15 protein-coding genes are annotated in these 17,971 nt (G+C 71.3%); 5 read left to right on the forward strand and 10 right to left on the reverse strand.

Annotated features, from left to right (window positions below):
- Positions 1 to 4: 4 nt before the first annotated feature.
- From BM252_RS13570 to nhaR, 6 genes are all read right to left on the reverse strand, one after another.
- Positions 5 to 649 (reverse strand): class I SAM-dependent methyltransferase, encoded by a 645-nt coding sequence (locus tag BM252_RS13570; protein ID WP_093388190.1) that lies wholly within the window; start codon positions 647 to 649, stop codon positions 5 to 7.
- The gene (locus BM252_RS13575; RefSeq protein WP_093388191.1) at positions 646 to 3,102 is read right to left on the reverse strand and encodes a glycosyltransferase family 2 protein; all 2,457 of its coding nucleotides are present in this window, start codon (positions 3,100 to 3,102) and stop codon (positions 646 to 648) included. Before BM252_RS13575 ends, BM252_RS13570 begins: the two co-directional genes overlap by 4 nt.
- Entirely contained in the window at positions 3,099 to 5,117 is a 2,019-nt protein-coding gene (locus BM252_RS13580; protein ID WP_093388193.1) for a glycosyltransferase family 2 protein, read from the reverse strand. The genes BM252_RS13575 and BM252_RS13580 overlap by 4 nt, the downstream gene beginning before the upstream one ends.
- A gap of 2 nt (positions 5,118 to 5,119) precedes the next feature.
- Positions 5,120 to 6,157, reverse strand: a complete 1,038-nt coding sequence (locus BM252_RS13585; protein WP_093388194.1) for a DUF4214 domain-containing protein — start codon at positions 6,155 to 6,157, stop codon at positions 5,120 to 5,122.
- A gap of 60 nt (positions 6,158 to 6,217) precedes the next feature.
- On the reverse strand, positions 6,218 to 7,141 hold the full coding sequence (locus BM252_RS13590) for a hypothetical protein (RefSeq protein ID WP_093388196.1): 924 nt from the start codon (positions 7,139 to 7,141) through the stop codon (positions 6,218 to 6,220).
- A 169-nt stretch (positions 7,142 to 7,310) separates the two neighbouring features.
- Positions 7,311 to 8,219 carry a transcriptional activator NhaR gene (gene nhaR, locus BM252_RS13595; protein WP_093388197.1) on the reverse strand — a complete coding sequence of 303 codons (909 nt, stop codon included), beginning with the start codon at positions 8,217 to 8,219 and terminating at the stop codon, positions 7,311 to 7,313.
- A 103-nt stretch (positions 8,220 to 8,322) separates the two neighbouring features.
- Between nhaR and BM252_RS13600 the strand changes: the two genes are divergently transcribed.
- From BM252_RS13600 to BM252_RS13615, 4 genes are all read left to right on the forward strand, one after another.
- Positions 8,323 to 9,372 (forward strand): DUF475 domain-containing protein, encoded by a 1,050-nt coding sequence (locus tag BM252_RS13600; RefSeq protein ID WP_093388198.1) that lies wholly within the window; start codon positions 8,323 to 8,325, stop codon positions 9,370 to 9,372.
- 119 nt (positions 9,373 to 9,491) lie between these two features.
- Positions 9,492 to 10,067 (forward strand): TerD family protein, encoded by a 576-nt coding sequence (locus tag BM252_RS13605; RefSeq protein ID WP_093388200.1) that lies wholly within the window; start codon positions 9,492 to 9,494, stop codon positions 10,065 to 10,067.
- A 91-nt stretch (positions 10,068 to 10,158) separates the two neighbouring features.
- Complete coding sequence (locus tag BM252_RS13610) at positions 10,159 to 10,857, forward strand: TIGR00266 family protein (protein WP_093388201.1); 699 nt, start codon at positions 10,159 to 10,161, stop codon at positions 10,855 to 10,857.
- Positions 10,858 to 10,942: 85 nt separating this feature from the next.
- The gene (locus tag BM252_RS13615; protein ID WP_093388203.1) at positions 10,943 to 11,524 is read left to right on the forward strand and encodes a TerD family protein; all 582 of its coding nucleotides are present in this window, start codon (positions 10,943 to 10,945) and stop codon (positions 11,522 to 11,524) included.
- Positions 11,525 to 11,630: 106 nt separating this feature from the next.
- Here the strand turns inward: BM252_RS13615 and BM252_RS13620 are convergent, their stop codons facing one another.
- Positions 11,631 to 12,845, reverse strand: coding sequence for an MFS transporter (locus BM252_RS13620; RefSeq protein ID WP_093388204.1), 1,215 nt, complete (start codon positions 12,843 to 12,845; stop codon positions 11,631 to 11,633).
- A gap of 130 nt (positions 12,846 to 12,975) precedes the next feature.
- Between BM252_RS13620 and BM252_RS13625 the strand changes: the two genes are divergently transcribed.
- Entirely contained in the window at positions 12,976 to 13,806 is an 831-nt protein-coding gene (locus BM252_RS13625) for an HDOD domain-containing protein (protein WP_093388206.1), read from the forward strand.
- A gap of 20 nt (positions 13,807 to 13,826) precedes the next feature.
- Here the strand turns inward: BM252_RS13625 and BM252_RS13630 are convergent, their stop codons facing one another.
- The 3 genes from BM252_RS13630 to lepB all read right to left on the reverse strand — a co-directional run bounded on the left by BM252_RS13630 (position 13,827) and on the right by lepB (position 17,915).
- Positions 13,827 to 16,310 carry a type II CAAX endopeptidase family protein gene (locus tag BM252_RS13630; RefSeq protein ID WP_093388207.1) on the reverse strand — a complete coding sequence of 828 codons (2,484 nt, stop codon included), beginning with the start codon at positions 16,308 to 16,310 and terminating at the stop codon, positions 13,827 to 13,829.
- Complete coding sequence (locus BM252_RS13635; protein ID WP_093388209.1) at positions 16,307 to 17,044, reverse strand: ABC transporter ATP-binding protein; 738 nt, start codon at positions 17,042 to 17,044, stop codon at positions 16,307 to 16,309. The genes BM252_RS13630 and BM252_RS13635 overlap by 4 nt, the downstream gene beginning before the upstream one ends.
- Before the next feature lie 193 nt (positions 17,045 to 17,237).
- Positions 17,238 to 17,915, reverse strand: a complete 678-nt coding sequence (gene lepB / locus BM252_RS13640) for a signal peptidase I (RefSeq protein ID WP_093388210.1) — start codon at positions 17,913 to 17,915, stop codon at positions 17,238 to 17,240.
- Positions 17,916 to 17,971 lie beyond the last annotated feature (56 nt).

The following is a 17,971-nucleotide window of genomic DNA, read 5'->3' on the forward strand; positions in this document are numbered from 1 at the left end:
GGCGCTATTGCGCGACCATGGCCAGCTGCTCGAACACCGCGCCGTCGGTGGCCGGCATGCTGGCCACCGCCCACAGGTCCCAGCGCCGGCCCTCGTGCACGCGCACCTCGTGGAAGCCGGCGGCCAGCAGGCTCTGGCCCAGCGTGTTGGCGGTGAAGCCGGTGCGGTGCGCCATGTGGCCGTTGCCGGCGGCCAGCGCGGCCTGGTGGCCGAACAGGATGTCGAGCGGCGCGATGGGGCCGGCGGCGGACTGGTACAGCGGCTGCGCCAGGCGCTCGTCGAGTATCTGCAGGGCGATGGCGCGCAGGTCCGGCAGGGTGATCAGGGCGTAGCCGTCGTCGCGCAGCACGCGGCGGAACTCGGCCAGCGCCAGCGGCACCTGGAAGCCCTCCAGGTGCTCCAGGTTGTGCGAGCACCAGATGGCGTCGATGCTGGCCGCCTCGATCATGCCGAGATCGACGATGCTGCCGACGATGTCGGGGGCCACCCGGCGGTCGATGTCGAGGCGGATCTCGTGCCACTGCGGGCCGCGGAAGCAGGCCGGCAGGCGCTGCGGATTGCGGCTGCCGCAGCCGACATGCAGCAGTCGGCGCGGCGTGTCCGGCGCGTTTTCCGCCGCCGGCGCGCTTGGCGCGTCGATCCGGTTCATGTGTCGGCCTCGGTGGCCGGCGCGAGCGCGCCGCCGCGCGGCCGGCGCGGCCGGGGCGGCAGCGCCAGGCCGCCGAAGGCCTGGCAGTGGGCGTCGAGGTTGAGGCTGGGGTGGTAGGCCGGATCGCTCAGCAGCAGCGCGCCCCAGCGTTGGCGCAGCAGGGCGATTTCGCGCTGCGCCCGGTGCTGCTTGCAGGGCGTGTCCTCGCGGCCCCGGCTGGCCGACTCGGCGTGCAGCAGGCGCGCGTGCGGCGTCCAGACGACGGCCATGCCGGCGCGGCGCAGCCGCAGGCACAGGTCGACATCGTTGAAGGCGACCGGGAAGGCCCGCGCGTCCATGCCGCCCAGCGCCAGGTAGTCGGCGCGCCGCATCAGCAGGCAGGCGGCGGTGACGGCGCTGAGCTGCTGCACCAGCTGGTTGCGGCCGTGGTCGCCCCAGTCGGCGTCGGCCAGGCGGTTGCCGAAGTGGCCGGCGAGATTGCCCATGCCGAGCAGCACGCCGCCGTGCTGCACCATGCCGTTCGGCCATAGCAGCTTGGCGCCGACGGCGCCAACCCCGGGCTGCCACAGCTGGGCCACCATCTCGTCCAGCCAGCCGGCGTGCAGCGCCTCGACGTCGTTGTTGAGCAGGCAGACCAGGCCGCCGCGCGCGGCGGCCACGGCGTCGTTGTTGAGCGCGGCGAAATTGAACGGCCCGGGGCGCTCCAGCACGCTCACGCCGCGCCGCCGCAGCGCCGCCAGGTAGCGCCGGGTGGCGGCCTGGGTCGAGCCGTTGTCGACCACCATGATCTCCAGCCGCGCCCAGTCGGTGTGCCGCTCGATGCTGTCGATGCAGCGCCGCAGCAGGTCGAGCCGGTCGCGGGTCGGAATGACCAGCGTGACGCCCTGCTCGCGCGCCGCCGGCGGCAGCCGGTACAGCACGCGGCGGGCGTCGGCGCCGTCCTCCGGCGCGGCCTGCTCCGGCGGCGCCGCCAGCGCCGCCAGCTCGGCGTCCGGCGCCAGCCCGGCCAGCGCCTCGGCGGCGGCGGCGCGCCGCTCCAGCCGCTCGGCGGCGTCGAGCGGCCGGTGGAAGGCGTACAGCACGCGCGGCACGTGGACGATGGCCGCCGCGCCACGCGGCCACAGCGCCGCCAGCGCCCGCCACGACAGGGCGGCGGCGCTGGCGGGCAGGTCGGCCGGGCCGGCGCACAGCGCGCGCAGCAGCGCGACGCGCACCAGCATCAGTTCCAGCGGGAAGTCGCTGGCCAGCGCGTAGGGCGGATTCCAGGCCGGCTTGAACCAGGGCCGGCCGTCGCATTCGCTGTCGGTGTAGACCAGTTCGGCGCCGGCCAGCGCGAAGCCCTCCAGGGCCAGCGCCAGCGCCTGCGGCGCCAGCGTGTCGCCGCCGCGCAGGCAGGCCAGCACGTCGCAGGACGAGGCCAGCGCGGCCGCCAGCGACTGCGCGAACGGCGCCCCGGCGAACAAGTCGCGCGCCGGCCAGCTTTGCGCCGCGGCGCTGGCGCCGCTGCGCGCCACGGCGGCGGCGTCGCCGCCGCTGACGATCAGCGCGACCCGCAGGGCCGCGCCGCCCTGCTGCCGCGCCGGCGGCTCGGCGGCCGCCGCGTCCTGCGCCTCGAACAGCGCCGACCATTGCCGGTAGCCGTCCAGCCCGAGGCTGCGCGGCAGGTGGCGTTCGTAGGCGTCGATCAGCCGCTCCAGCAGCGGGTTGTGGCCGCTGTCGAGCAGGGTCTTGCCGCCCGCCGCGAAGCAGCACACCGTGAGCGGGCTGCCGCCCAGGGCGGCGCCGTGCTGGTCGACCACGCGCACGCTGTGCGGCTGGCCGTCGGCGAGGGCGAGCGGCAGGTCGAGCTCGAAGCCCTGCGGCGCCGCCGCGTGCGTGGCGCCGGCGCCGGCCGGCCGGCGGCCGGCGAGGGTTTCGGCCACCAGCCGGGAACCGACGAAGGCGCGCACCGCGCCTTGCCCCGGCGGCTCGCGCCGCTCGGGCGCGGCGGCGCACCAGCCATGCAGGCGCAGCGCGCCGTCGCTGTAGACGGCGCCGCCGGCCGGCATGGCGGCGGCGTCGACGTCGACATCCATCTCCAGCCGGCCCTTCAAGGCGACGTCGGTGTTGGCGATGCGCGCCGACCAGACGCCGCAGGCGCCGCCGCGCCACGACGGCGTGTCGCCCAAGTCGGCCACGAAGCCGTGGCAGGGGTCGGCGCCGGCGCCGAGCGCGGCCTCGAAGCGCGCCGCCAGGTCGGCCCGCGCGACGTCGGCGATCACGCAGGCGACCGCCTCGCCGTCCAGGCAGAGCTCCAGCACCACCCTGGCCTGCGGCTGCGCGGTGTCGATCGCCCAGCCGTACAGCAGGCCGGCGCGTTCGCCCTCCAGGCGGCCCTGCCAGCGCGCGCGCCGGCGCGGCGCCCGCGGCGCTTGCGGCGGCGTGGCGGCCAGCGGCGGCGGTAGGCGCGTCATGGCGCCGTGGCCGGCTCGGCGCGCGGCGTGGGCGCGGGCGCGCGCTGGCGCGGCTGGCCGGCCAGCCAGGCGGCCAGCCAGCCGGCCGGGTCGAAATCGTCGTCGACCGGCACCTGGCGGATGCCGGCCGGCGCCGCCTCGTGGCCCGGATTGAGCAGCACGGCGCAGCCGGCCAGGCGCAGCAGGGCGCTGTCGTCCAGCAGCGCCGCCTCGCGCCGCGTGTCGCGCGGCAGCACGTCGACCACGCCGGTATGCCACAAGGCCTCGCTGGCCTCGCCAAAAACCAACAGGCGCGGCGCCGGCGCCGCGCCGCCGCGCGCGGCGAGCAGGCGCGCCAGGGCGAGGATCTTGCGCGCCGCCGTGCCGCCGGCGCGGTGCTGCCAGACGGCGATGCGCAGGGCGCCGGCCGCCGGGGCGGCCGCCGCCGGGGCGGCGGACGATTCGTCGCCCGGCGCGGCCGGCGCCGCCGGCGCGGCGCCGTTCCGCCGCAGCGCCAGGGCCAGCGCGCCGCGCGCGGCGGCCAGCGGGTCGTCGCGCAGGAAGCGCTGGTACTCGGCATAGCAATGCGGGTGGCGCGCCGCCACCACGGCCCGGTTCTGGCGCACCCGCAGCGGCTTCTCCAGACCGAAGGACAGGCCGCCGGCGTGCGCCACGAACACCCCGGTGGCGGCCAGGTGGCGGTAGCCGGCGGCGCGCGCGCGCTGGCACCAGTCGAGCTCCTCGCCATAGCCGCGGTGCAGGGCGGCGCCGTCCAGCACGCCGATCCGCTCGATGGCGCCGCGCCGCATCAGCATGGCGAAGCCGCAGCAGGCCGGCACCTCGACGTCGCCGAGGGCGCCGCTGCGGTGCAGTCCGGCGGCGGCCTCGTCGAGCCGGCGCAGCTGCCCGGCGTCCGGCATCGGCGCCGCCGCGCCGATGGCGGGAAAGCTGCTGATCTCGCCGTTGTTCGACCAGGGCGAGACGCTGGCCACGTCGGCGCCGCTGTAGAGCGAAGCCTGCAGCCGGTCCAGCCAGTCGCCCTGGACCAGGGTGTCGGCGTTGAGCAGCAGCGCGTCGTCGAGCGGGCGCTGGCGCAGGCCACGGTTGACGCTCTCGATGAAGCCGAGGTTGGCGCGGTTGCGCAACAGGGCGATGCGGCCCTGTCCCGCCAGTTGTTCAAGCCACGCGGACAGGGCCGGCTCCGGGCTGCAGTCGTCGACCACCAGCACGCCGGCGCGGGCGCGGTTGTGCGCCAGGCTGGCCAGCACGCTGGCGACGCAGGCCTGCGTCGCCGCCAGCCCGCGGTAGACCGGGATCAGCACCGTCAACGGCGCCGGGCCGGCGGCGGCCGGGGGAGCTCCCGGCGGCAGCGCGCGCGGCAGCTGTTCGGTGAACGACAGCGGCGCGCCGGCCAGCGCGCGCCGGCCCCGCGCGCCGGCCAGCGCCAGGCTCCAGACGCCGTCGGCGCGGGGCGGCGCCAGGCGGAAGCGGCCGCCTTGCGCCAGCCGGACCTCGTAGCGCGCCCCGCTGCGGCTGTCGTCGAGCAGCAGGCGTACCGCGCCGGCCGGCGCGAACAGCATGCCCTCGATGGCGCCGCCGACCTTCCAGCAGGCGCCGGCCGGGTCGGCCCCGGCGGCGCGCATTCGCCGCAACAGCGGGGCGTGGCTGCCGTCGCGGCAGCGCGCCGGCAGCAGCGCCGGGCCCAGCTCGGCCACCTTGGCGCCGGCGCCGCGCGCCAGCCAGGCCTGCATCAGCGCGTCCTGCAGGCGCGCGTCCTCGGGCGCGCGGCACCAGGCGCGGTACCACGCCTCGTCGGCCAGCGGCGAGCCGGCGGCCTGCAGGACGGCGGCGCGCAGCAGGGCGGGGACGGGGTCGGCGCGGTGGCGGCGGCAGGCCGCCTCGGCGGCCAGCAGGGCGTCGGCGTGGGCGCCCCGCTCGAAGGCCAGGGTGGCCTCCGCCAGCAGCGCGTCGTCGCGCCGCCGCGGCGCGCAGCACGCCGGCCAGCGGCGGTCGGCGGCCGCGCCGGAGTCAAGCACGGCTAGACGATGTTGTGGACGATGGTCACCTGCCCCACCACGGTCGCCTCGGTGTGGATGGCGCCGTCGAGGTTCTGCCCGGCCACGCTGACGAAGTTGGCGATCACCTCGGCGCGCGAGGCGCCGCTGGCCAGCGCGGCGGTCCAATACGCCAGGCCGCCGGCCTCGGCGGCGCGGGCGAAGGTGTGCAGGTAGAGGTCGCTGATGAAGTCCGTGTCGCTCTGCTCCGGCCGGGCCTTGTACTCGGCCGACTGGAGGAAGGATTCGGCGATCTGCGTCAGCGAGTAGCCGGCCTTGGCGCCGTCGAAGTAGTACTGCAGGCCGTGGGCGTCGCCGTCGCGGCCGAACGCCGCCGCGTACAGCGTGCTGACGGCGGCCTCCTTGCTGTCGTTGGCGAACACCAGGGCCTTGTTGTTGTCGAGCTGGACGTACTGGATGTTGCTGATGTCGGTGGTCTTGCCGCCGCCGGCGTGCGTGACCACGGCGTGGCCGTCCTGCACCGTCACCACGTAGTCGGTGGCCTTGCCGGCCAGCTTGACGATGCTGTGGCCGCTGCCGCCGGTGATGGTGCTGTTGCCCAGGCCGGCCTCGACGGTGTCGTCGCCGCTGCCGGTGACCACCGTGCTGTTGCCGCTGCCCAGCGTGACCTGGGTGTTCTTGGCGTCGGCCACGACGATCTTGTCGTTGCCGGCGGAGCCGACCACCACCCGCTCGGTCACGCCCGGCGGCGCCTGCGGCGCGACGCTGCCGTTGTCGAGCACGACGTTGACGCCGCCCTTGCCCTGGAACACCAGGACCGGGGCGTTGTTGGGCACCACCAGCGTGGTTTGCGCCGTGTCGGAGGAACCCACCAGCACCACCTCGGCGCCGGACGCCACCGTCACCACGCCGCTGGCGTTGGGCGTGACCGTGTCGATGCGCACCGTGCTGTTGTCGGCGGTGGTCAGCTCGAGGATCCGCGAGATGGTGGCGGCGCTGAAGACGACGGCCGAGCTGTTGGTCAACGCAGAAGTGACGGTACCGGGGTTCTCTTCATACATGATGTGCTCCTTGCATCGCTGAACATCGAATAGCACGCCGCCGGCGAAGGCAGGCCCGCCTCAGGTAGGGGTGCGTGGCGCGCGCCGCGCCGGTCCGTTGTGCGCCACGCCCTTGTCGGCGGCGCGGCTTGGCTTGTTCTTCGGCGCCGCAGCCGGCTTGGCCGCCGGCGCCGCCGGCTCGGCGCGGAACACCTTGGTGCGCGCCGACTCCTGCCATGGATTGTCGGCCGGCTCGCCGGCCCGCGCCGCCACCACGTTCAGGCCGAGCGCGGTCAGGTGCTCCAGCCCGGAGGGCCCGCTGAGCGCCTGGCCCGATTGCACCGGCAGCGCGTAGCCGCCGGAGAAGCAGGCCGTCCCTTCCAGCCGCCAGTCCGCCACGGCCGGACCGACCAGCACGAAACTGAGCTCGGTGATGCGGCGCGCCTCGCCCTTGGTGCCGCAGAACTTGCCGGTCTTGACGATCGGCGTCGACTCGCCGCCCTCGACGGCGATGCGGTAGGCCAGGTCGACGCCTTCCGGCCGGTCCGGCCACATCACCTGGAAGCCTTCGAGCCGCAGGCCGGAATCGGCCTCGCCCAGCAGCTGCCCCTGGCCGGCGACGACGTCGCCGGTGCGTTCGATATGGCCGATGATGGAAATGCCGCGGCCGCCGATGACGATGGGCGCGCCGCCGCCGGCGGCCGGAGCGGGGTCGAGACCGACCTGGTCGACCCGCAGGGCCGGCACGGTGTCGTCGGCGTGCGCCAGGAAGGCCGCCACCAGCAGCGTGACCGGGGCGCCGCATACTTGCATGACGATACAGTCGCTGCCGTCGCGCAGGATGCTGCCGCCGCTGCGTTCGCTGGAGATTTGTTGGATGGTCCCCTCGGCGGCGCCACCGCCGGCCGGCGCGCGCGACACGCTGAGGGGCGCCAGGCCGCCTTTGGGATGGCGCAGGATATACACGCCGGGCGCCAACGTCAGAATCGAACTTTTGACTTCCATTAACGTTCCAGTCAGGGCGGGAGGAAGGTGTCGGGCCGTGCGTGCGGGTGAGCGTCAATTATATACATTTGGGAAATTGACTTATATACCGGCGCGCGACATATTTACACAGTGTTGTACGGCGGCGATTGCAAGCTGCTTGCGACCCCTGCGGCCCGGCTCGGCCGGCCTAGTCGCCGGCGAAGGGGCCGCCGTGCACCGCCGACAGGATCGCCTCGACCGCCGGGTGGCGGATCTTGCGCTCGTTGGAGATGGCGTAGAAGTGCTCGCGCAGCTCGGGCGCGTCGCCCACCAGCTCGACGTTGAACTGCTCCTCGATGTCGCGGCGCAGCGCCGCCGAGGCGAAGAACAGGCCCATGCCGTTGCGGCCGAAGGTGTTGAGCATGGCGTTGTCCTCGAACTCGCCGACCACGTCGGGCCGCACGCCGTGCTGGACGAACCAGGCGTCGATGCGGCCGCGCAGCGCGTTGTTGCGGGTCGGCAGCAGTAGCGGCGCGCCGTCCAGGCTGGCCGGGAAGTTCTTGCGGTACCTGCGCGCCAGCCGCTGCACGCCGAACAGCTTCATGTCGCTTTCACCGAGCAAGTGGCTGAACACGCGCAGGCCGCCGCCGCCGCGCACGGCGCGGTCGGTCAGCACCACGTCCAGCTTGTTCAAGGCCAGGTCGGCCAGCAGCGATTCGAACTCGTCCTCCAGGCAGACCAGCTTGACCTGCTGGCCCAACTGCTGGGTCGCCTGCAGCAGGCGGAAGGCGATCAGCTTGGGCAGCGAGTCGGAGATGCCGACGGTGAGCCGCATCTTGCCAGTGTCGGTGCCGTCGAGGGCGTCCTGCAGCTGGTCGCCGAGCAGGAAGATCTGGTCGCAATAGGCCAGCGCGACGCGGCCCGCCTCGGTCGGCACCAGGCGCCGGCCCTGCGGCTCGAGCAGCGACTTGCCGACCTCCTGGTCGAGCTGGGCCAGCTGCATGCTGACCGTCTGCACGGCCAGGCCGAGCCGCTCGGCGGCGCGCGTGACGCTGCCCTCCTTGGCCACCATCCAGAAAAAATGCAGGTGGCGATAGTTCAATCCGGTTGTTTTCATCTTCTGCTTTTCCGAAGTAATGCTTCAATTATCTTCTATTTTTAAAAAGAAGGTTCTTGTCTACACTGCTTGACATCGAATTCAAACATAAAAGGAAAGACCAATGAAACACTTCAGGGTGTCATTCCTCGTCACCTTCATCTGCCTTGCAGGTGCTGGCTGGTGGGGCTACGAACATACGGGTTGGCCGGGCGCCTTGTCGGCCATCGGCATCGCCGCGATTCTGAGCGTGATGGAAGTCTCGCTGTCGTTCGACAACGCGGTGGTCAACGCCTCCGTCTTGAAGACCTGGGACAAGTTCTGGCAAGGGCTGTTCCTCGGCGTCGGCATCATCATCGCGGTGTTCGGCATGCGGCTGCTGTTCCCGCTGGTGATCGTGGCGCAGGCCGCCGATCTGGGACTGGTGGAGGTGTGGAACCTGGCGCTGAACGATCCCAACGCCTACTCCACGCACCTGACCAACCACCACGCTGAAGTGGCGGCATTCGGTGGCATCTTCCTGCTGCTGGTGTTCCTCAACTTCCTGCTCGACGACGAGAAGGAACTGCACTGGTTGGGCCATCTGGAGGAGAAGTTGGGCGCGTTGGGCAAGGTCTCGTCGATCGCGGTGATGATCGCCATCGGTACGCTGCTGGCCACGCTGACCATGGTCGAGGACGCGCAAAAGCTGGTGGTGCTGACCTCCGGTCTGTGGGGTGTGCTGACCTACGTCGGTGTCGATGTGGTGAGCAGCCTGCTGGAGAAGGAAGAGAGCGAAGGCAGCAATGTCGGCGACCTGGTCAAACGCGGTGGTATCGGCGGCTTCCTCTACCTGGAAGTGTTGGACGCCTCGTTCAGCTTCGACGGTGTGATCGGCGCCTTCGCCATCACCAAGGACGTCGTCATCATCATGCTGGGCCTGGCCATCGGCGCGATGTTCGTCCGTTCGATGACGGTGTTCCTGGTGAAGAAGGGCACGCTCGACGAGTTCGTCTACCTGGAGCACGGCGCGCACTACGCCATCGGTATTCTGGCGCTGATCATGTTGGCCAGTATGAAGTTCCACGTGCCGGAACTGTTCACCGGCCTGATTGGTGTGGCCTTCATCGTCGCCTCGCTGTGGTCGTCGATCCGCCACCGCCGCAAGCACGAAGCGCTGGCTGCGGCGGCATAGGAAACAAGGTAGTGGAATACGCGGCGGGTTCAGGACACCGGCCCGTCGCGGTGGTAGCAAGGCGCAATGGCCACAAGCCGCGCCTGGTGTTCATCTCAATCACATAGGAGTAACACATCATGGCAATCAGTCTGCAAAAAGGCGGCAACGTCAACCTGAGTAAAGAAGCCCCGGGCCTGTCGAAAATGACGGTCGGTCTGGGTTGGGATGCCCGCGCCACCGACGGCGCGCCCTTCGACATCGACGGCTCGGCCTTCCTGCTGAAGGCCGACGGCAAGGTGCGCGGCGACGCCGACTTCATCTTCTACAACAACCTGAAGTCGGTCGAGGGCGCGGTCGGCCACTCCGGCGACAACCGCACCGGCGCCGGCGACGGCGACGACGAAACCATCACCATCGACCTGAGCACCGTGCCGGCCGACGTCGAGCGCATCGCCATCTGCGTCACCATCCACGACGGCGAAGCGCGCAAGCAGAACTTCGGCATGGTGCAAAAGGCTTCCGTGCGCTGCGTGAACAGCAACGGCAACGTCGAACTGGCCCGCTACGACCTGTCGGAAGACGGTTCGGTGGAGTCGGCCCTGGTGTTCGGCGAAGTCTACCGCAACGGCGCCGATTGGAAGTTCAAGGCCGTCGGCCAGGGCTTCAAGGGCGGCCTCGGTCCGCTGGCCGCCTCGTTCGGCGTGAGCATGTAAGTTCGGTTTTTCAGGATAGGCCGGGGAGGGCGGGTCCTGCCCCGGCGCCACAGTCATACCGCCCGTTGGCGGGCACCAGCAAGGAGAGCACATGCCTACATTTTCCGTAACCGGGGACGTCGATCCCTTCCTGCACGTATCGCTGAAACAGGGCGAAAAGATCTACTGCGAGTCGGACGCGATGGTCATGATGGAGGCGACCCTCGACTTGAAGGGCAAGGTCACCGGCGGCATCGCCAGCGCGTTGATGCGCCGCTTCGCCAACGGCGAGTCGTTCTTCCAGCAGCATATCGAGGCGGTGCGCGGCGAGGGCGATTGCCTGCTGTCGCCCACCCTGCCCGGCGCGGTGCAGGTGATCGACGTCGGCGCGCGCCAGTACATGCTGAGCGACGGCGCCTTCGTCGCCGCCAGCTCCGGCGTCGAGCTGAAGGTGCGCACCCAGAGCCTGGGCAACGCCCTGTTCGCGCAGAGCGGCGGCTTCTTCATCACCGAGACGGCCGGCAGCGGCCAGGTGGCGGTGTCGGGCTTCGGTTCGATGTCGCAACTGGAGGTCGTGCCGGGCAAGGACGTGGTGATCGACAACTCGCACGTGGTCTGCTGGGACAGCTCGCTGCACTACGAGATCTCGGTCACCACCGGCGGCTCGGGCGGCGGCTTCCTCGGCAACCTGGTCAACAGCCAGACCAGCGGCGAGGGCATGGTGCTGCGCTTCTCGGGCACGGGCAAGGTGCTGGTCTGCTCGCGCAACCGCAACGCCTTCCTGAGCTGGACCCAGCGCCGCGCGTCGTAGCGCGGCAAGGCGGCAACAACACAATCAATCAGTAGCAAGCGCCGGCCCCGGCCGGCGCGCCCACCGAATACACAAGGAGTTTCACATGTCAGTCAATCTGCAAAAAGGCCAGAAAATCTCGCTGGAGAAGGAAAGCGGCGGCGCCCTCGGCAAGGTCACCATGGGCCTGGGTTGGGACGCTATCAAGACCAAGGGCTTCCTCGGCTTCGGTTCGAAGTCCGAGGCGGTCGACCTGGACGCCTCGTGCGTGATGTTCGACGAGTCCAACCGTCCGCTCGACGTGATCTGGTTCCGCCAGTTGAAGAGCCGCGACGGCAGCGTGGTCCACACCGGCGACAACCGCACCGGCGCCGGCGACGGCGACGACGAACAGATCAATGTCGATCTGAACGCGGTGCCGGCCGCCGCGCGCAGCCTGGTGTTCACCGTCAACAGCTTCACCGGGCAGAACTTCTCCCAGGTGGAGAACGCCTATTGCCGCCTGCTCGACGCGGCCAACGGCAAGGAAGTGGCGCGCTTCAACCTGTCGGTGCAGGGCAGCCACACGGCGCAGATCATGGCCAAGGTATACCGCCACAACGGCGAATGGAAGATGCACGCGATCGGCGAGAACGCCAGCGGCCGCACCTTCGACGATCTGCTGCCGCTGATCGTGCCGCACCTGTAATCCGAGTTAGCCGGCGCGGCAAGGCCTGGTACCGGCCTTGTCTTGCCACGCCGCTGCGGCGCCACCTTCCCGGTGGCGCCGTTTTTGTTTTCCTCGCCGATTTTCCTCAGACGGCTTCGGCCAGCGCCACGCGCTGCCGCGTCGCGGCCAGGTAGCTGGCCAGCGACACCAGCGCAAAGCCCAGCAGCACCGTCAACAGCACGGCCGGCGCCGGCGCGCGCGCGATGATGGCGGCCACCGCCAACGGCCCGGCGGCGCGCGCCACCAGCGCCGGCCCGGCCAGCGCGCCGGCGATGGCGCCGTAGTTCTCGCGGCCGAACAGCGCCGCCGGCAGGGTGCCCTTGACGATGGTCAGGATGCCGTTGCTCAGTCCATACAGGGTGCAATACAAGGCCAGCGCCCACTGGCGGGCGCCGAACAACAGCAGCACCAGCAGCGCCGCCGGCAGCGCGGCGAAGGTGAACTTGCCGATGGTCTGCGGCAGCGCGTGGCGGCCCAGCGTCATCTCGCCGACGCGGCCGGCCACCTGCATCGGGCCGACCAGCGCGGCCAGCGCCACCGCCAGCGCCGGGGCGTGGCCGAACTGGACGAACATGGGAATCAGCTGCACCGACATGGCCGAGAAGATGAAGCTGTTGGCGGCGAAGGCCAGCGCCAGTTTCCAAAACGCCGGATGGCGCAGCGCCTCGTGCAGCGTGTGGCTGCGCTCGGCCGCCGTGGTCACCGTGGCCGCCGTGGTGGGGCCGGCGGCCGGCGCGGCCGGGGGGCGGCCGGCCAGCAGCAGGTGCAGCGGCAGGCAGACGGCGATCTGCAGCGCGCCGTACAGGGCGTAGGTGTCGCGCCAGCCGAGCAGCTGGTCGAGTTGCTGGGTCAACGGCCAGAACACGGTGCTGGCGAAGCCGCCGAACAGGGTCAGCGTGGAGATGGCCTGGCGGCCCCGCGCGCCGAACTCGCGGTTGATGGTGGCGAAGGCCGCCTCGTACATGGTCAGCGCCATCGCCAGCCCGAGCACCGCCCAGGCGGCGAAGTAGAGCGGCAGGCTGTGGCTGCGGCTGAGCAGCAGCATGCCGGCGCCCGACACCAGCGAGCCGGCGCCCATCACCAGGCGGCCGCCGTGGCGGTCGAGCAGCACGCCGACCGGGGTGGCGACGAGGCCGGACACCAGCAGGCTGAGCGAGAAGGCGCCGAGCACCGCCTCGGCGCGCCAGCCGGTCTCCAGGCGGATCTGCGGCGCCAGTACGGCGATGGCGTAGTACAGCGAGCCCCACGAGAGGATTTGCGTGACGGCCAGGACGGCGATGGTTTTTCGGGCTGGGTGCATGGTGGCTAGCGGATGGCGAGTTGGTTCCGACCGGAAAGATCGTACACCAATCTTGCCGATTTGGCAGCACCGCCGCCTGTTTGGCGTCAACGCTCGGGCGCGCGCCCACCGGCACCGGTATAATGTTGCAATGGAAAAACTTAAGGACCTCTCGCTCATCGTCTCGCAGGCCGCCCGTGGCGAGCTGGTGTTCCCCACCAGCGTCAACGCCGCGCTGCGCCTGCAACTGGCGCTGAGCGATCCGGACTGCCACAGCGAGGATGTGATCCGCAAGGTGCTGGGCGAGCCGCTGCTGGCGGCGCGCACGGTGGCCTTGTCGAACGCGGCGGTGTTCAAGCGCAGCGGCGAGACCGTCACCAGCGTGCGCGGCGCCGTCATGCGGGTCGGCTACCGCAACCTGTACACCATGGCCGCCGCGATGGTGGTGCGCCAGTTCGGCAGCCGCATCCACGACGCCGCGCTGCGCCACAAGGCCGAGCGGTTGTGGCAGCACACCGCCCACGTGGCAGCGCTGGCCCACGTGGTGGCGCGCAAGATCACCGGCGTCGACGCCGACACCGCGCTGTTCGCCGGCATCGTCCACGAGGCGGGCGGCTTCTACCTGCTGTCGCGCGCCGACGACATGCCCGGCCTGCTCGAGCATCCCGAGGAGTGGCTGGGGCCGGCGCAAGAGATCATCAGCCGCGAGATGATGCGCAAGATGGCGATCCCCGAGGCGGTCGCCCAGGCCATCGTCACGCTGCCCGGCGCCGTGCTGACGCCGCCGCCGAGCGGCCTGCGCGACACCCTGTTGATCGCCAAGCGCTTGGCGCCGGTGCCCTCGCCGATGTATGTGCCGGCCGGCGAGGCGCGCCGCAACGCGGCGCTCGAGCACTTCGTCAACGACAACGAGGTGCTCGACCGCGTGCTGGTCGAGTCGGCCGACGAGGCCCGCTCGATGAGCGCGGCCCTGCTGGCCTGAGCCGGCGCGCCGGCCCGCCGTCAGCGCCAGAACTGGTAGCCGAGCACCAGCGCGTTGTAGATCGCGTGCACCAGCATCGGCGCCAGCAGCACCTTGGCGCGCTGGTAGGCCAGCGCGGTGCACAGGCCGAGCAGGAACACCGGCAGCATCGACAGCGGCGGGTGGACGATGGCGAACACCGCCGCGCTGACCAGGGCCGCCGGCAGCGGCGCCATCGAGCGGCGCAGGCCGCCGAAGATCAGGCCACGGAAGATGAACTCCTCGCATAGCGGCGCGGCCAGCACGCCGAGCAGCAGCATCCAGCCGCGCTGCTGCGCCGTTTGCTGGGCCATCTGCCGGACCGTCTGCGCCACCGCCGGCAGCGGGTCGTTCAGCAGCCAGTACAAATAGCCCAGCCCCGCGACGGCCGCCAGCAGGCCCAGGCCGACACCCCAGGCCAGCACTGCGGCCGGCCGCGCGCCGCGCAGCAGCGGCGGTTGGCCGGCGGTTTTGGCGCGCCAGTAGACCAGCCGCGTCAGCAGGTACACCGCCGCGCCGGCGATGGCGAAGGCCTGCACCAGCGTCGCCAGGTCGACGTGGCGGATGTCGTCGGCCAGCACGTAGCTGGCCACGCCCTGCAGCACGAAGAACAGGGTGGCGGCGATCAGGCCGTCGGCGGCGGCGACGCGGGCCGGCGGCGCGGCGGCCGGGTCGAGCAGGTAGGGCAGCTCGTCGCGCGCCTTCTGCCACAGCGCCAGCGCCAGCGCGCCGCTCAGCACGATGACCACCAGCTTCTGCGCCCACAGCTCGGTGTAGATGGCATAGAGGTAGAAGCTGGTCAGCAGCATGTATAGATAAACGTAGGTGGGGCGCACGCGGTGGCGCATCTCGGTGGCCTGCGGGTCGCAGGCGAACACGCCGAGCGAGACGGCGATCAGCGAGTAGATCGGCACGCCGGCGACGACGATGGCCAGCAGCACCAGCAACTGCCAGTCCAGCGTCGGTGCCAGCCAGGCGCCGAGGCCGAACAGCGCCAGCGGATACACCAGGGCCAGCGCGCCCCACAGCTGGGCTTTCTCCATCAACACGCTGTCGATCCGGCGCGGAAAGGTGTACAGCAGCCACAGTACCTGGCCCTCGTTGTTCAGCGTCTGGAAGGCCGACAGCATCAACACGTAGGCGCCGATGCCGAAGGCCATGGCGGCCAGCAGCGTGGGGTGCTTGCCGAGTTCGGGGATGCTGTCGAGGCCGCCGTTGAAGACCAGCTGGCTGCCGACGATCGCCACCGGCAGCAGCAGGCTTTGCGTCAGGAAGGCGGTGTCGCGGCTGAGCAGGCGCAGCTCGCGCCGCTTGACCGGCGACGCCAACATGCGCCGCAACGCGCCGAGCAGGCCGCCACCGCGCGGCGGGCTGGCCGCGCGCCCGGCCATGGAATCGGCCGCCGTGTGGGCTCCCGAGCCGGCCGCCGAATTGGCCGCCGGCCGGGTTGCCGCCTCGGCCGGCACGGCCACGCGCGCTCGCGCGGCGGCGCGCGGGCGCGCCCGCTCGCGCGAGCCGGCCGCCACCACGCCGTCGCGCAACTGCCAGCGCAGCAGCGCCACGCCGGCCCACAGCAGCGCGGCGGTGGCCGCCAGCAGCAGCGCCCAGCCCTGCGCCGCCAAGGCCGGCGTCGGCGCGGCCAGCGCGCGCAGCGCCAGGCCGGGCGGCGTCCAGCCGGGCCAGGCGGGGAAGGCGCGCGCCCAGTCCAGCGTGAAGCCGCTGGCCAGTGGCATGCTGAACGACATCGCCAGATACATGAACGGCAGGCCGGCCAGGCCGCACAGCGCCTGCAGGTTGCGCAGTTGGGCGGCCGGCAGCGCCATGCGCAGGCCGGTGTCGGCGATGGTGCGCAGCAGCGCCGCCAGCGACAGCAGCAGCGCGGTGGCCGCCAAGCTGAGCAGCGGCGCGCTCCAGCGGTAGCCGGCGAACCAGGCCAGCATGCCCAGCGCCGGCCACAGCGCCAGGATGCCGGCCGGGTTGGTCAAGCTGCGTTCCAGCACGCGGCCCCACAGCAGCGGGCCGCGGCGCAGCGGCAGCGTGACCAGCCACTCCAAGTCCCAGTCCGGCTGGGCCAGCTCGCGGCTGCCCAGCGGCAGCAAGATGCTGACCATGAACAGCAGGCTCAGATTCATCGTCAGCGCCCGCGTCATGGCCGGGCTGAGCGGCGCTTGCGTCACCGCGCGCTCGGCGGCGGCCATGTCGAACTGGGCGCCGCGCAGCTGGCAGGCGCTGGCCGCGTCGAGTTTGCAGTGCAGCGTGACGACGGTGGTGCGCGCCATCTGCAGGAAGCTGAACGACATCACCAGGGCGACGATCGCGGTCAGCAGCCATTGGCCGCGCCGCTTGGTGGGCGTGGCCTTGCGTGCGCCCGGCGCCGCCGCCTTGGCCTTGCCGGCGAAGGCGCCCGCCGCCTGGTTGAGCAGGCGGCGCAGGCGCAGCCGCGCCAGCAGCCACATGGCGCGGCCGCTCGACGGCGGCGCGGTCATGGCGCCGGCTCGCGGTTCTCCTCGGTGATTTTGAGGAAGACTTCCTCCAGCGAGGCGGCGGCCGAGGCGTCGCCGCGCAGCTCGTCGAGCGTGCCGGTGGCGATCAGCTCGCCGTGGTGGATGATGCCGACGCGGTCGCACAGCTTCTCGGCCATGTCGAGCAGGTGGGTGGAGACGAAGATGGTGCAGCCGGCGGCGGCGCAGGCGAGCAGGCGCTCCTGCACGTCGCGCGCGGCGCGCGGGTCGAGGCCGTTGATCGGCTCGTCGAGGATCAACACGGCCGGATCGTGGATCAAGGCGCAGGCCAGGCCGAGCTTTTTCTTCATGCCCATCGAGTAGTTGACGGCGAACTCCTCGCCGGCCTCGTCGAGGCCGAACTCGCCCAGCAGGCGGGCGGCCCGCCGTTCGGCCTCGGCGCGCGGGTAGCCGTGCATCTCGGCGACGAACTGGAGGATCTCGCGGCCGCGCAGGTAGTCGTAGAAGATCGGCGTGTCGGGCAGGTAGCCGACCTGGCTTTTGACGGCGGCGGCGTCGGCGTGGCAGTCGAGGCCGGCGATGCGCACCTGGCCGGCACTGGGCACCAGGATGCCCATCATCATGCGGATGGTGGTGGTCTTGCCGGCGCCGTTGGGGCCGAGGAAGCCGAACACCTCGCCGCGCCGCACCCGCAGCGAGAGCGGTTTGACGGCGGCGAAGGCGCCGTAGGTCTTGGACAAGCCTTGAAACTCGATCATGCGCGTCCCCGGTCGAGGCCGGCGAGGCCGTGTGGGCGGGCGCGCCGGACAATGTGATAGATAATTTTGTTTATCTTAACATTGCCGCGAACGCAAAAAAAAGTGCGCGGCGCGGCGTCACACTGTACTGCTGGAACGCGGCCGGCGGCTTGTTCCGGCGCAAGCGCCGGCCGTCGCCGGCCTTGCCGCTGGCCTAGTGCTGGCCGTACAGGCTCATGCCGAAGCGCTCGGTGCGCGGCAGCCAGTTGCCCTCGATGTCGGCCGAGGCCAGGATGCGCTCGGCGCGGCCGATCAGCAGGGCGCGCGGCACCAGGCCGATATAGCGCGAGTCCTGGCTGTTGTCGCGGTTGTCGCCCAACATCATGAACTGCTCGGGCGGGATGGTGATCGCGGCGAAGTCGCGCTTGGCGCGCACCTCGGGCAGCAGCTGGATGCGGTGCTGGCCGGCGCCGATGCTCTCGCGCAGCTGCACGCTGGCCAGCTTGCCGGCGCTGGCAATGGTCTCGCTGCCGCTGCCGAGCATGGCGTAGTCGGCCGGCTGGCCGTTGATGATCAGGTGCTCGTCGCGCATTTCGACGCGGTCGCCGGGCAGGGCGATGATGCGCTTGATCAACCGGGTGCCGCCCTGCGGCGAGGAGAAGGTGACGATGTCGCCGCGCTGCGGCTCGCCGGTCTTGCCCAGCACGATGTCGGTCAGCGGCACCTTGACGTTGTAGGCCAGGCGGTTGACGAAGACCACGTCGCCCTCGAGCAGGTTGGGGTGCATCGAGGCCGAGGGGATCGGGTTCCAGTCCGCCACGGCGGTGCGGAAGATGCCGAACAGCATCAGGAACAGCAGAAAGCCCTTGTTGGCGCGCGCCCAGTTTGTCATCTCATATCTCCTTGGTGGTGTGGTGCAGCGTTGCCATCATCATATCGGAAACTTAA

The organism is Rugamonas rubra (assembly GCF_900114705.1).
GTDB lineage: Bacteria > Pseudomonadota > Gammaproteobacteria > Burkholderiales > Burkholderiaceae_D > Rugamonas > Rugamonas rubra.

Coding starts and splice junctions, on each gene's coding strand:
- BM252_RS13625 (WP_093388206.1), top strand. CDS start 12,976: ATGGAAAAACTTAAGGACCTCTCGCTCATCGTCTCGCAGGCCGCCCGT.
- BM252_RS13570 (WP_093388190.1), bottom strand. CDS start 649: ATGAACCGGATCGACGCGCCAAGCGCGCCGGCGGCGGAAAACGCGCCG.
- BM252_RS13605 (WP_093388200.1), top strand. CDS start 9,492: ATGGCAATCAGTCTGCAAAAAGGCGGCAACGTCAACCTGAGTAAAGAA.
- BM252_RS13600 (WP_093388198.1), top strand. CDS start 8,323: ATGAAACACTTCAGGGTGTCATTCCTCGTCACCTTCATCTGCCTTGCA.
- BM252_RS13620 (WP_093388204.1), bottom strand. CDS start 12,845: ATGCACCCAGCCCGAAAAACCATCGCCGTCCTGGCCGTCACGCAAATC.
- nhaR (WP_093388197.1), bottom strand. CDS start 8,219: ATGAAAACAACCGGATTGAACTATCGCCACCTGCATTTTTTCTGGATG.
- BM252_RS13585 (WP_093388194.1), bottom strand. CDS start 6,157: ATGTATGAAGAGAACCCCGGTACCGTCACTTCTGCGTTGACCAACAGC.
- BM252_RS13615 (WP_093388203.1), top strand. CDS start 10,943: ATGTCAGTCAATCTGCAAAAAGGCCAGAAAATCTCGCTGGAGAAGGAA.
- BM252_RS13610 (WP_093388201.1), top strand. CDS start 10,159: ATGCCTACATTTTCCGTAACCGGGGACGTCGATCCCTTCCTGCACGTA.
- BM252_RS13630 (WP_093388207.1), bottom strand. CDS start 16,310: ATGACCGCGCCGCCGTCGAGCGGCCGCGCCATGTGGCTGCTGGCGCGG.
- lepB (WP_093388210.1), bottom strand. CDS start 17,915: ATGACAAACTGGGCGCGCGCCAACAAGGGCTTTCTGCTGTTCCTGATG.
- BM252_RS13635 (WP_093388209.1), bottom strand. CDS start 17,044: ATGATCGAGTTTCAAGGCTTGTCCAAGACCTACGGCGCCTTCGCCGCC.
- BM252_RS13575 (WP_093388191.1), bottom strand. CDS start 3,102: ATGACGCGCCTACCGCCGCCGCTGGCCGCCACGCCGCCGCAAGCGCCG.
- BM252_RS13590 (WP_093388196.1), bottom strand. CDS start 7,141: ATGGAAGTCAAAAGTTCGATTCTGACGTTGGCGCCCGGCGTGTATATC.